The sequence below is a fragment of the Amycolatopsis ponsaeliensis genome (assembly GCF_030182635.1).
Classification (GTDB): domain Bacteria; phylum Actinomycetota; class Actinomycetes; order Mycobacteriales; family Pseudonocardiaceae; genus Amycolatopsis; species Amycolatopsis ponsaeliensis.
The window spans coordinates 46,243-59,211 of sequence record NZ_JAPZLD010000025.1 but is presented as its reverse complement, the minus strand read 5'-3'; the positions used below and the strand labels follow the sequence as shown (position 1 = coordinate 59,211).

Annotated in this window: 9 protein-coding genes; 5 read left to right on the top strand and 4 right to left on the bottom strand. The window is 72.3% G+C overall.

The window, feature by feature from the left end; genetic code table 11:
- Positions 1–89: 89 nt before the first annotated feature.
- Positions 90–1,292 carry a lipopolysaccharide biosynthesis protein gene (locus QQ657_RS32330; protein ID WP_284746065.1) on the top strand — a complete coding sequence of 401 codons (1,203 nt, stop codon included), beginning with the start codon at positions 90–92 and terminating at the stop codon, positions 1,290–1,292.
- Between the two features lie 135 nt (positions 1,293–1,427).
- Here the strand turns inward: QQ657_RS32330 and QQ657_RS32325 are convergent, their stop codons facing one another.
- On the bottom strand, positions 1,428–5,435 hold the full coding sequence (locus QQ657_RS32325) for an alpha-(1->3)-arabinofuranosyltransferase (protein ID WP_284746064.1): 4,008 nt from the start codon (positions 5,433–5,435) through the stop codon (positions 1,428–1,430).
- Positions 5,436–5,519: 84 nt separating this feature from the next.
- Here QQ657_RS32325 and QQ657_RS32320 point away from each other — a divergent pair, with 84 nt between their 5' ends.
- On the top strand, positions 5,520–6,224 hold the full coding sequence (locus QQ657_RS32320; RefSeq protein ID WP_284746063.1) for a class I SAM-dependent methyltransferase: 705 nt from the start codon (positions 5,520–5,522) through the stop codon (positions 6,222–6,224).
- Here the strand turns inward: QQ657_RS32320 and QQ657_RS32315 are convergent.
- Together QQ657_RS32315 and QQ657_RS32310 are read right to left on the bottom strand one after the other, a co-directional pair.
- Entirely contained in the window at positions 6,218–7,957 is a 1,740-nt protein-coding gene (locus QQ657_RS32315; RefSeq protein ID WP_284746062.1) for a glycosyltransferase family protein, read from the bottom strand. The two genes, QQ657_RS32320 and QQ657_RS32315, sit on opposite strands and share 7 nt — an antisense overlap.
- A gap of 11 nt (positions 7,958–7,968) precedes the next feature.
- The gene (locus QQ657_RS32310) at positions 7,969–9,549 is read right to left on the bottom strand and encodes a substrate-binding domain-containing protein (protein WP_284746061.1); all 1,581 of its coding nucleotides are present in this window, start codon (positions 9,547–9,549) and stop codon (positions 7,969–7,971) included.
- Positions 9,550–9,808: 259 nt separating this feature from the next.
- Here QQ657_RS32310 and QQ657_RS32305 point away from each other — a divergent pair, with 259 nt between their 5' ends.
- From QQ657_RS32305 to QQ657_RS32295, 3 genes are all read left to right on the top strand, one after another.
- Complete coding sequence (locus QQ657_RS32305; protein ID WP_350310716.1) at positions 9,809–10,609, top strand: glycoside hydrolase family 25 domain-containing protein; 801 nt, start codon at positions 9,809–9,811, stop codon at positions 10,607–10,609.
- A 72-nt stretch (positions 10,610–10,681) separates the two neighbouring features.
- Positions 10,682–11,035: a VOC family protein gene (locus QQ657_RS32300; RefSeq protein WP_284746060.1), complete on the top strand. Its 354-nt coding sequence runs from the start codon at positions 10,682–10,684 to the stop codon at positions 11,033–11,035.
- Position 11,036: 1 nt separating this feature from the next.
- Positions 11,037–11,540, top strand: coding sequence for a GNAT family N-acetyltransferase (locus QQ657_RS32295; protein WP_284746059.1), 504 nt, complete (start codon positions 11,037–11,039; stop codon positions 11,538–11,540).
- Here QQ657_RS32295 and pdxR read toward each other — a convergent pair.
- The gene (pdxR, locus tag QQ657_RS32290) at positions 11,535–12,926 is read right to left on the bottom strand and encodes a MocR-like pyridoxine biosynthesis transcription factor PdxR (protein ID WP_284746058.1); all 1,392 of its coding nucleotides are present in this window, start codon (positions 12,924–12,926) and stop codon (positions 11,535–11,537) included. The genes QQ657_RS32295 and pdxR overlap by 6 nt on opposite strands.
- Between the last annotated feature and the right edge of the window lie 43 nt (positions 12,927–12,969).

Sequence of the window (12,969 nt, the reverse complement as noted above, 5' to 3'; positions counted from 1 at the left end):
GTCTGCCCGGTGCGTCCACTGCCCTTCCTTTCCGTTGCCCGCGCGGTTAGGGTCCCTGGAAATTACCCGCCGGTAATGGGAGCCCGCCGTTGAGCGTAGCCACCGAAGCGCCGGCCCGGACCGGCAACCGGGTCGCGGCGATCCTCGTCTCGCTCGCGCTCGCGGGCAACAACGCGGGCAGCTACGTGCTGAGCCTCGCGGCCGCGCGGATCCTCGCGCCCGGGGCGTTCGGGGAGCTGAGCTCGCTGCTGGCGGTGCTGGTGATCGGCGTCGTCCCGGCGATGGGGCTGCAGACGGTCGTGGCGCTGCGGGTGGCGCGCTCGCCGTCGCTCGCTCACGGTTCGCTGTTCGCCTTGGGGCTGGTGACGAGCGGGATCGTCGCGACGGCGGCGTTGACGCTCAGCCCGTTGCTGGTGCTCCTGCTACACCTGGGGTCGCTGACGCCGGCGCTGCTGGTGACGGCCGCACTCGGGCCGTTGACGCTGCTGGGCGTGTTCCACGGCGTGCTGCAGGGCGCGCACCGGTTCGCGCTGCTGGCCGGGTTGATCGCCTTGGAGGGGCTCGGCAAGGTCGGCGGGTCGTTGGTGGGCCTGCTGGTGACGGGGACCACGACGGGCGCCCTGGTGGGGACGGCGGTGGGGTCGCTGGCGGTGGTCGTGGCGGGCTGGCAGGTGTGCGGCCGCCCGCGTCCGCGCTGGGCCGACCGCCACGGCGTCGAAGTACTCCATACGGCGCAGGCGATGCTGGCGCTGGTGCTGCTGGTGAACCTGGACCTGGTGCTGGCGCGGCACACGCTGCCGTCGGCGTCCGCCGGGGAATACGCACTGGGGGCGATCGTCACGAAGATCGCGTACTGGCTGCCGCAGGCGGTGGGGGTGCTGGTGCTCCCCCGGTTCGCCGCGTCTTCGGGACGGCGCCGGGTGCTGCCGGTGGCGTTGGCGGTGTGCGCGTCTCTTGACGCTTTCGTGCTGCTGGCATCTTTGGTGCTGGGACCGTCGTTGCTGTCGTTGATCGGCGGGGCGCGGTACGCGGGGAGTTCGATGCCGGTGTGGCCGTTCGCGCTGGCCGGGTCGATGCTGGCGCTGGTCCAGATCCTGCTGTACGCGCGCCTGGCGGACGGCGACCGCCGGGTGGCGGTGCTGATGTGGGCGGCGGTGGGCGTGGAGGCCCTGCTGATCACGGCTTGGCTGCACGCATCCGCGGCTCAGGTGGTGACGGTGGCGGCCTGCTGCGCGGGCGGGTTGGCGGTGGCCGGCGCGATCCTGGAGCTCCGAGCCCGCCGCACCGGCTGAGCACCCGTGATCCAAGCCGTGACTCGCGTGACTGGGCCCGGATCTCGCGTGATTGAGGCCGGAACTCGCGAGTTCCGGCCTCAATCACGCCAGTTACGTTCCCCGTCACGCGAGTTACGGGTCTGAGCACACGTCCTAAGCCGGTTCCGTCGGGTTCTCCTTGCGGGTGAACCAGTCCACGCACGTCGCCACCATCGCGGCCGCCGCCAACAGCAGCGCTGCCTGCGTCACCGGGCCGTACGCCCACTCCTGGCCGTGGCCGAGGATCCGCCCCGTCACCGACACCACCGCCGCCACGGTCATTCCGCCGAACGCCAAGTACCTCGGGGCGCCGTCCCAGAACTGGCGCGCCAGCAGGCATGCGATCAGCAGCACCACCGGCAGCATCCCGCCCAGCGCCACCAGCAGCACGATCAGCGCCACCGGCACCACCGCGCCACCCGGCACCACCGGGAACGACCGCCGGCGCGCCGGCCAGAAGACTCCCGCCAGCATCAGCGCCACCGCGAAAGCGCCGATCAGCAACGACGTCCGGTACGAAGAGTCCGGGGTGAACGCCAGCGACACCACTCCGCCCGCGCCGGCCGGGACGATCCATGCCTGCTGCCAGCCGTCGACGCGGGTGCGGGCCAGCTCGCGTCCGTCCAAAGTGGCCACCCAGCCCGCGTTCGCGTTCTCCGGGACCGCCAGCACCGCCTCCGCTCCCGGCGCCACCTTCACCGACCGCGACGCCGCGTCCCACTTCTCCACCTGCACCGCGCGGTGCACCGGCGGTGACGCGGCCACCGAAGGACGCAGCCACAGGTCCTGGACGACGAACGAGTCCGACCGGTCCGTCCGCAGCTCGTGCCCGCCGGACGGCAGGGAGATCCCGCCCTCCGAATCCCGGCACATCCGCAGCTCCAGCGGCCGGTGCGCGGTGATGTCGGACAGCGTTCCCTGCACCGACGTCCGGTAGTCGAGCCCGTCGAGGTGGACGTTCGGCCCCGAGCCGCACGGCACCGTGAACGCCGGGTCCGGCCCGGGCAGGAGCCCGTCGGTGCCGGACAGCTCCAGGCTGCCGATCCCCACCGTCGAGCGGGCCGCGGGATCGTCGTCGTCCCCGGGCAGCACGACCTGCAGCTGGTCGGTGTCCAGGGGCTCGAACGACGCCGACCCGCCCGCGTCGAGCTGCACCGAGCGCGATCCGGCGCGACCCACCAGCTCGACCTGACGCGGGACCTGCGCCCCACTCGAGGGCGCAACCCCGATGTGCAGCCCCGAAATCCGCTTCGTCCCGGTCCAGCCGAGGGTCAACGTCGGCCGCAGGTCGGTGACGTCGGGACGCCACGTCGTGCCCGCGTCGCCGTCGACCGCCGCGAAGCCGCCCGCCGCCGGGTCGCCCGCCAGCTGCGACGTCGATGTCACCGTGACCCCCGGCAGCTGCACCGGGTTCTTCCCGCCGCCCGCGGGCAGCACCGAGCCGCCGACGAGGAACGTCTGCTCGGCGGGCGTGCTGAACAGCCGCCGGATGCCGTCGGGCTCTTCGCCGTCCCGCGCGGCGGACGCGTCGCACCGCACCGCGCCGTCGGCGGGCAGGCACGCGTACCGCGGCTGGGCGCCGCGTGTGAACGCGAACCCGGGCGCCGGCCCGGCGGGCAGGTCGGCCGGGACTTCCAGCGCACGCTGCGGCTCGGTGCCGGGAATCGTGAGCTCCGAGATGCCGACGTTCCCGTCCTGCCGCCCGACCACCAGCGACAGCAGCGTGACCCGCACCTTGCGCGTGACCCCGGCCATGACGGAGTAGGTGTGCGACCCCGCGCCGCGGATCACCTGCTGGTCGATCGAGCCGTTGTCGGTGGTGATCCGGATCCGGGTCGGCGGCCAGCCCACTCGCAGGTCGTCCACCATCTGCAGGTCCACGGCGTTCACCAGCCGCGGGGTGTCCAGCTCCACCTCGAGCCACTGGCCGACCGGCCCGGTGAACGACGACGAGTGCCACGCCGTGCGCGGGTCGCCGTCGATCGCGGCGAAGGGCTGGTGCCCCGGGTCGGACCCGCCGAACGCGTCGGCGAACGACGCGGCCGTCGACGCCGTCACCGCGCGGATGCCCCGGTAGGCGGCGACGGTCTGGTGCTCCTCGCCCGGGAACGGCAGGACATCACCGGCCGCACGCTGCTGGCGGAACGCCTCCCCGGCGGTCAGGGTCTGGCTGAGGTTGTCGCGCACGCCGCCGACGTTCCGCTCGGCGCGGCGCAGGCCGTCGGTGACCAGCCGCGGTCCGCCGGGCGAGCCGCCGTCGCCGGTCAGCACGGTCGGCGTCGCCGGATCCAGCTGGCCGGAGTCGATCAGCGGGAGCAGGTTCTCCGGGCCGCCGCTCACCGTCGGGACGTCCGTTGTGGACGTCGCGGTGGCGAGTGGCACCTGCTGGCGGACCTCGTAGATCTCGAGCGGCCCGAACTCCGCCGCCTTGCCGATGCCGGGCGAACCGGCCAGCCCGGCCCGCAGCGTCGCGATCGGCGGCGCGGTGTTCCGGTCCCGGTCGATGTCGTTGCGCAGCAGCAGGAACCGGTACCCGGACCGCGCGAGCAACGCGGCGAGCCCCGGGTCGCCGCGGCCGTCGGCGAGCGCCGCGTCGACCGAGTCCATCAGCCGCGTGTTGCCTTCCGACCCCAGCGGCACCTGGTTGCGGACCGCCCACGGGCTCTTCGCGATCGCCTGCGCGGGCTCGTCGACCGTGCGGCCCCAGTCGTACTCGCCGAACCCGGTGGCGGGCAGCAGCAGCGTCCGCGCGTTCGGGTCGGCCTTGGCGACGTAGCCCATCGCGTCGTACCAGTAGCCGGGCACCTCGTCCCAGCCCGGCCCGGACCGCAGGTTCAGCAGCCACGCGGGCGCGGCCATCACCAGCACCAGCAGCAGGCCCAGCGCCGGCCGGACGAACCGGCGCGCGGACTTCAGCCGGGCCGGGCTCGAGATGCCGTGCACGAACGCCAGCATCAGCGGCAGCCGCAGCACCGGCTCGAACTTGTGGACGTTGCGCAGCGGGGCGAGCGGCCCGTCGAGCAGGTGCCGGACCTGCTCGGCCAGCGGGCTGTCGAGCGTGCCGACGTAGCCGATGGTCAGCAGCGTCAGCCCGGTGACGACGCCCAGCACCAGGAACCGGCGTTCGGGCAGGCCGCGGCGGGTCAGGCCGAGCAGGCCGACGCCGGCGACGAGCCCGGTCGCCAGCATCAGCACGGGGTTGTCGATCAGCGACCAGCCGCCCGGCCACCACGGCGTGCCCTGCACGACGTAGGCGACCCATTGGTTGGTTCCGCGCAGCACCTCGAACAGCGACATCGGCGCGGTCGTGTTCGTCGCGGACTCGATGTAGTCCAGGAACGGCAGGCTGTATTCGCCGAGCAGCAGCAGCGGCAGGATCCACCACAGCGTCGCGCCGACGACGAAGACGAACCACCACAGGACCAGTTCGACGTGGTGGCGCGTCCACTTGCGCGTCAGCAGCCACAGTCCCGGCAGGACGAGCGCCATCACGACCATCGCGCCGTTGACCCCGCCCATGCACAGCACGGCGACGGCGGACAGCCCGGCGGCGCGCCGCGGCGAGCCGATCGTGCCGGCCCGGACCAGCGGGACCAGGACCCACGGGAGCAGCACCGCGGGCAGCATCTCCGCGGACAGACCGCCGATTTCGGTCAGCATGCGCGGCGCGAGCGCGTACCCGAGCGCGCCGATCAGCCGGGTGCGCTCGGTGCCGAGCTTCATCGCCCGTGCGAGCAGCAGGGCGCCGCCGAACGCGGCCGAGAGCAGGACCGCGCCCCACAGCCGCTGCGCGACCCACGCCGGGATGCCGGCGGCCTGGCACAGCGCGAAGAACGGGCCCATCGGGAAGAGGTAGCCGTACGCCTGGTTCTGCAGCTCCCCCGCGGTGGCTTGCGGGTTCCACAGGTGCAGCGCGCGGCCGAGGAACGCGAGCGGGTCGACGGCGAGGTCGAGCTTCGTGTCGAACGTCGTCTTCCCCGGCATCTGCAGGAACGACAACGTGGTCAGCGCCAGCACGATCCACGTGCCGGGCCGCCGGAAGAACGCGCCCACCGAGAACTTCCGGGCGCCGCCGGAGGGCGGGGCGTCGTCCCGGGACCGTTCGCGGGTGGCGGTTACCATCCGGTAGATACTAGGCCGAAACCTGGCTACGATGTGCCGACGATTTTCCCGAGTTCAGGCAGGTGCGCCATTCCCGAAGAGTTGGTGGCGGACGGCTTCGCCGACGCGTGGGCTCTCGCCGAGCCGGTCAAGGGCTGGATGACGCGCGCGCAGGGTGAGGCGCTGTGGCAGGCCGCGCGCCGGCTCGAAAAGGGCGACGTCATCCTGGAAATCGGCAGTCACCAGGGCAGATCCACGATCGTCCTCGGCGCGGCGGCCCGCACGGTCGGCGCCACGGTGATCGCCGTGGACCCCTTCGTCGACGGGCGGCTGTTCGGCGGATCGCCGACGCGGCAGCTGTTCGAGCGCAACATCCGCCAGGCCGGGCTGGACGACGTCGTCGAGCTCGTCGCCGGTTACAGCACGGAACTGCGCCCTGACTGGGACCGGCCCATACAGCTGCTTTACATCGACGGCAAGCACGACTACTGGACCTACACCGACGACCTGCGCTGGTCGGCGCACCTGCCGCCGGACGCGGAAATCCTGGTCCACGACTGCTTTTCCTCGATCGGCGTCACGCTCGGCACGATCGCGAAGGTCCTCTTCGGACGCCGGTACACCTATGTGGACCGGGCGACTTCGCTGGCGCGGTTCAAGCTGACGCCACCGTCCACGGCGGACCGCGTGCGCGTGCTGGCGCAGCTGCCGTGGTTCCTGCGCAACGTCGGGATCAAGGTGCTGCTGCGCCTGCGGCTGCGGCCGGTCGCCCGGCTCTTCGGCCACGACAGCCCGTACGACCCCTACTGAGTCACCGGCTTCCCGACCTCGACCTTCGCGACGCACACCGGCGCGCCCGCGCTCGACAGCTGCACGGCGATGTGGTCGAAGAGGCCGTCCACTGGCAGGTACAGCGAGTGCAGCCCGGCCTGGAACCACACCGGCGTCCGGTCCACCAGCCCTTCGCCGCCGTCGGAGGTGAAGTAGTCGATCTTCAGCAGGTGCCGGCCCAGCATCGGCGTGTCCAGCGGGATGCGCACCTGGGTTTGGCCGACCGTGTACCCGCAGTTCGGCACCGTCCCCGGCACCCCGCGGGACTCCGCGGCCACGCCGGTGATCTGGTGCGGCGTGCCGGTGGCGTCGAGCAGGTGCATCCGGTTCGTCGGCTGGTCGAAGTGCGTGCCGGGCACCAGGCCGGCCACCCGGGACGCCTGCGAGTCCGCGCCGAACCACTCGTGGACCACATCGGACGGCACGAACGTGTCGTAGAAGACCAGATCCGGGTCCTCGGCCACGGCCGCCCGGACGTTTCCGAGGTACTGCGCGGAATGCTCGAACCGCAGGGCCGGTGCGAGCCGCGAAAACCCCACCGCGGAGCTGACGAGCAAAAGCACGCACACCACTAGCGCGATCGGCCGTTCACGCTTTCCGCCGGACGGCGCAACTTCGCCCGGTGGCAGAAACGCGAACGCTCCGCACAGGGCGGCCACGAGCGCCAGTTCGGCGAGGTACCGCGGGTCGTCACCGGCGGCCGGGCCGACTTCGCGCAGCCGCGTCAACGCCAGCAGCCCGACGTCCACGGCGAACAGGAACCCGAGCAACGCCCACGCGCGCCAGGCCCGGCGCCCGCCCACGCGCGCGCCGCCGACCAGCAGCGCCAGTGCCGCGGCGAACAGCACGACCACGACCGCGAACGGCGACGGCGCCCAGGTCGCGCCCGGGCCGGGCCCGGACCACGGCCCGCCGGCCAGCCCGGGCAGGAAGGTGTCGCCGAGCATCCGGCCGGTCAGGTCGGCGACGGTCCCGGCCGTCATCGGCGGGCCGGACGCCACCTGGCTCGAGGTCAGCGCGAGGTAGCTCCCGGCGAACGCGGCGAGCAGCGCCGCGTGCCCCGCCCAGTAGCGCCACCGCTCCCGGAAGGACTGTCCGAGCAGGACGGTCACGCCGGCGAGCAGCAGCGGGACCACGACGGCCTTTTCGTAGAACGCGAACCCGAAGAGCGTCCACGCGAACGTGCCGATCCACCACCGGCCGCCGTCGCGCAGGTAGCGGACGTGCCAGTACAAGGCCCCGACGGCCGCGAGCACCACCGGGACGATCTGGATGCCGTACGCCCACCACAGCGTCGGGACCAGCAGCAGCGTCGAGGCCGTGAAGACGGTGAACGGCACCAGGATCGCCCAGCGGCGGCCGAAGCAGCGCACCAGCAGGCACCAGAACAGCACGGTCGCGACCGCCCGCATCAGCAGCAGCGGCAGCACCAGGAGCGGGAAGTTCAGCGGCGCCCACCACGTCAGCACCGCCACGACGAAGAACCCGCCGGGGGTCAGGTGCCCGTGGTAGTCCTGGAAGAGGAACCCGAGGTCGAACGGCCCGGCCACGGCGGCCCGGTAGGTCATGACGAAGTCGTCCTGCGAGAGACTCCCGTGCAGTGCCGCCCAGGCGTGGAACGCGAACGGCACCACGCCGGCGACGAACGCGGCCAGGACCAGAACGGACGGTCTTCGCGCCACCCGTGGGGCGGGCTTTTCGGTCTCCACCAACACGGGTGTCCTCACTTCTTGCAGGCCGGCGGCTGGCACATGAGCGTGCTCAGCGCCTGGTAGAAGACGTCGGAGATCTTGCGCGGGTCCGGCGTGGTGAACGACTCGCCGCCGGTGGCGGCCGAAACCTGCTTCAGCTCGCTCGCGTCGATGTCGGGGCCGATGCCGATCCCGATCACCGGCAACGGTTTGCGCGGGTCCTGCAGCCGGCCCAGCTCCGCGAGCAGGCCGGGCAGCCCGACGGAGTCGCTGTCTTCGTTGCGGCCGTCGGTCATCACGACGACGACGTTGATCCGGCCGAGCTGCCAGTTCTGCCGCGCGTTCTGGTACGCGGCGAGGATCGAGTCGTACAGCCCGGTCGCGCCGCCGGCCTTCGGCTTGACCGCCTGCAGCGTCGCCACCCCGCCGCCGGCGAGCTGTTCCGCGATGGACCGCATCGGCAGCAGTTCCTTGTAGTCCTTGTCGCCGTCGAGTTTGGTGGAAAACAACCACAGGCCGATTTCCGTGGTGGGCTTGAACAGCCCGAGCCCCTGCGTCGCGGCTTCCAGGGTGAGCGCCATCCGGCTCCGGCCGGTGCCGGGAACGGTGGCCGCCATCGAGCCGGAGACGTCGAGCAGGACCTGGACGCGGGCGCTGAGGTTCGCCCCGGCCCACGCCTGCAGCACGCCGTACATCGCGTCCGGCGGGGGCGGTCCGGCCGGGCGTGGCGTGGCGTCCGTGCGGGTGTCGCGCGGCCGGTCGCCGAGCAGCTGCCCGGACGGGGTCCGGAACCCGGCGTCGGCGAACGTCTTCGTCGCGGTCTGGTCGAGCAGCAGCCGCAGGAACCGCTCGGCCACCGACCGCGAAGCCTCCGACGCGCGCGGCAGCACGACGTACGGGTAGTCGAAGCTCGGCACGCCGGCCGCCGGGTACGCGGCGACGAGCTTGCGCGCCAGCACGGACTGCTCAGACGCCGGCGACGCGGTGAACGGCTGTTTCACCGCCGACAGCTTGCGGATCTCCTCGGTGAACGCCGCGGCGGGGTCGGGCGCGTCCTTGGTCAGCTGCTGCAGGCCGATCAGCGCGGCGATCCCGGCCGGGTCGCGGCTCGGGTCGGGCAGCCCGACCGGGCTTCCCGCGAGGACGTCCGACCAGGACGGTGACTTCCCGGGCCAGCCGGCCTGTTTCGCGACCTCGTCGGTCAGCGCCAGCACGACCGGCGAGCTCGCCACCGACTGGCCGGACTCGGGCAGGTTCCACGCGCCGCCGTCGCGGGCCTGCAGCAGCCAGGTGCTCGACTCCGGCACCCAGACGTCGGGACCGTTCGCGCCGTTGGCTTCCAGTGCCGCCGCGGTGGCCGCCGACGCGGCCGCCGTGACCTCGACGGTGTAGCAGTCCGGCCCCGGTACCGTCCGGGCCAGCGCGGTGAGCACGGGCGCGATGTCGGGCGCCGCGGTGATGTGGACCGGCGTCGTGGTGTCGCAGCCGCCGGCGGCGAGGCGGTCGCGCAGGTAGTCCACACCGGCCCAGGCGAGCAGGGCGACCACGAGCAGCACGCTCAGGACGACGACCCGCGCGTCGAAGCGCCGGGATCGCGCCGGGTGTGCCGCCATGCACGTACCTTCCGTCGTGAAGTCTTGGCAGCTTGCCAGCCGGGTGAGCGGGAAGCCAGTACCGATAGCGGAAAGTCACCATCGCCGCGTGATCCCGTGGTGAAGGAATTGCGTGGTGCGGCCGTCTCGGTGACGGTCCGGAACTGCGTAACATTTGTGCTTGACGCCCGTCCCACATGGGTAACAGCACGATGGCGGATCGCGGAGACGATTTCGCCGTCCCCGAAACGGCGAACGGCACCGAACGGAGACGCAACCCGTGCGCACGATGTACGACGCGGTCACGGCCGCGAACATCCCCGCCGGCGCGGAGATGGTCGCGGGATACATCGACAAGATCAAACTGGACCCCTGGTCGGCCGCCGACTGGGCGCGCTTCCCCAGCGCGGTCAAGGTCACCATCGTCAAGAAAGCGAGCACGAACGACGGCCACGTCCTGGACGTCGAACCCGGCGACGCCAGCCCGGGCGAGGCGCCGGGCTGGGTCCGGATGCGCCGGGCGGCCGGCGCGGACCCCACGATCTACTGCAACCTCTCGACCTGGCCCACGGTGCGCTCGGCGTTCTCGTCGGCCGGCGTCGCCGAACCGCACTACTGGATCGCCCACTACAACGGTGATCCCGCGATCCCCGACGGTGCGATCGCCAAGCAGTACCGCGGAGACGTCGCCCCGGGCTACGACGTCTCGTCCGTCGCCGACTACTGGCCCGGTGTGGACGGAAACGGATCCGCCTCGACTGGAGTGGAGATCATGGAGCGCATCACCGTCACCCCGCCCAACGCCAACCAGAACACGGTGCGCGTGTTCTTGTCCGGCAGCCCCGGCGCGGCGATCGTCATCCGGCCGCGGCTCGGCGGTGACGGCTTCTCGAAGCCGATGTGGGTCGGCGACATCTTCGCCTGGGGCAACGACCACCAGGGCGTCGGCCACAACCCCACGCAGGTCGCGGGTTACAACAACAAGCTGACCTCGCACCGGCGCTACGACCTGCCGGGCGCGGTGTGGGCCGACATCAACTACAGCGCGGCCGACCCGTTCGAGCTCGACATCGTCGGGTAGTGGCGGCGGGTCCGGGGCCCCTTCCGCGTGTCGGCGGCCCCGGACGCCCCGCCGCGCTGGCAGGATCGCGGCATGGAACGCGTCCTCGGCATCGGTGGGTACTTCATCCGCGCGGCGGACCCGGCGGCACTGGGAGCCTGGTACCGCGACGCCCTCGGCCTCGGCGCCGACGAGCACGGCTTGTGGCAGCAGGAACCCGGGCCGACGGTGTTCGCGCCGTTCGAAGCCGGGACCGACTACTTCGGAGCCCGTTCGCAGCAGACCATGCTCAACTTCCGGGTCCGCGACCTCGACGCGATGCTCGCTCAGCTCCGCGAGAAGGGTGCGGACGTGGCGGAGGAGACGCAGGACATGGACGGTGTCGGCCGGTTCGGGTGGGTCACCGATCCCGAAGGCAACCGCGTCGAACTCTGGCAGCCCGCCTAGCATGCCGGGCTACGAGCGGATGCCGTTCCACCTCGAGACCGAGCGGCTGATCCTGCGACCGTGGGCCGAATCGGACGCCGGCGCGCTCAGCGCCCTGCACGCCGAGCGCGGCAACGGGACGCCTGAGGTCGAGGACATGCGGGCCCTCATCGCGAAGCAGCTTGCCGCGACAGCGAAGACCGGAATCGCCCTGCTGCCGGTCCAGCGCCGGGACGAAGGCGACTTCATCGGCTACTGCGGGTTGATCATCGGCCGCTCCACCCTCGAGGAGCCCGAGATCGCGTACGAGTTGTTCCGGCGCGCACACGGGCGCGGCTACGCCACCGAGGCCGCCGGCGCGGTGCTCGACGCCGCGAAAACGACCGGGCGGCAACGGCTCTGGTCGACTGTCGGCGCGGGGAACACCCCGTCGCTCCGCGTTCTCGAAAAGCTCGGCTTCGAGCGGGATCACGTTTCCACCGAGGACAACGGTGAAGTGGTCTGGCTCACCCGCTCGTTGCTATGACACGGGCGGGAGTGCGCGGCACAGCGCGTCGATCGCCGCCGGGTAAGCGTGTTCCGGCGGCGTCGCGTACCCGACCACCAGACCGTCCATTGTGGACATGGTGCTTCCCGGGTGCCGGAACGCCGCCAAGCCGTCCAGCGCAACCCCTTGCCACGTCGCGGCTTTCACCGCGGACTGTTCACTACCGGGCGGCAACCGCAGCACCGCGTGCAGGCCGGCGGCGATACCCGTCGGCACCACGTGCGGTGCCCGCTCGGCCAGCGCCTCGACGAGGACGTCGCGGCGGCGGCGGTACCGCTGGCGCATGCGCCGGATGTGCTTGTCGTACGCGCCCGATTCCAGGAACTCCGCCAGCGTGAGCTGATCCAGCACACTCGCCCAAGCCTCGCGCTCGCCCTTCGCCGCCAGCACGGCGTCCACCAGCGTCTCCGGCAGCACCAGCCACCCGAGCCGCAACGCCGGCGAAAGACTCTTGCTCACCGAGCCGATGTAGACGACGTGCTCGGGGTCGAGGCCCTGGACCGCGCCGACCGGCTTGCGGTCGTAGCGGAACTCGCCGTCGTAGTCGTCCTCGATGAGCACGCCGCCGGTCGCGCGGACGTGGTCGAGCACCGCCGTGCGGCGGTCGTGGTGGAGCGGGCCGCCGGTCGGGAACTGGTGCGCGGGTGTCAGCAGTACCGCCGGCACTTCCAGCTCGGCGACGCGCGCCCCTTTTTCGTCCAGGGCAAGGGGAATCGTCTCGACGCCGGCCGCGGCGAGGATCGAACGGTGGAACGCGAGACCGTACGCCTCGACGGCGAGCGGGCCGCGCAGGACCGCCGGGAACAGCAGCCGCAGCGCGTGCGCGAACCCCGAGCACACGACGATCCGCTCCGGCGACGTCCGCACGCCGCGGGCCCGCGCGAGATAGCCCGCCAGGGCTTCCCGCAGTTCGCGCCGGCCGCGCGGGTCGCCGGGGCCGAAGGCGTCGTGCGGGGCGACGGCCAGCGCGCGGCGCGCGGCGGCGAGCCATTCGGGACGCGGGAACGACGTCGCGTCCGGCTGGCCCTGCCGCAGGTTGTACCGCGGCGCCGGAACCCCCGGCGCCTTCTTCGGCGTCCGGGCCGCCGGGAGCGGCTCGGCCCGCGAGGCAACGCGGGTGCCGGAGCCCTGGACGGCGGTCAGCCAGCCCTCGGCGACCAGTTCGGCATAGGCGTCGGCGACGGTGTTGCGGGCCAGCCCCAGGTCGGCGGCCAGCGCCCGGTAGGGCGGGAGGCGGGTGCCCGGGGCGAGCCGTCCGGTGCGGACCGCGTCGCGCAGCGCGGTGATGAGCGCGGCCCGCTTGCCGCCGATGCCCGTCAGCTCCAGGTGGAGGTCGACTCCGGAATTGACCCACGAATCTGCCACGGAAGTGCACCCTACACGGGGGTCAACCGCGCCCTAGATTTCT

Excerpts from the sequence above, each read along its gene's own strand:
- QQ657_RS32300 (WP_284746060.1), top strand. The coding sequence starts at position 10,682 with ATGGAACGCGTCCTCGGCATCGGTGGGTACTTCATCCGCGCGGCGGAC.
- QQ657_RS32310 (WP_284746061.1), bottom strand. The coding sequence starts at position 9,549 with ATGGCGGCACACCCGGCGCGATCCCGGCGCTTCGACGCGCGGGTCGTC.
- QQ657_RS32295 (WP_284746059.1), top strand. The coding sequence starts at position 11,037 with ATGCCGGGCTACGAGCGGATGCCGTTCCACCTCGAGACCGAGCGGCTG.
- QQ657_RS32325 (WP_284746064.1), bottom strand. The coding sequence starts at position 5,435 with ATGGTAACCGCCACCCGCGAACGGTCCCGGGACGACGCCCCGCCCTCC.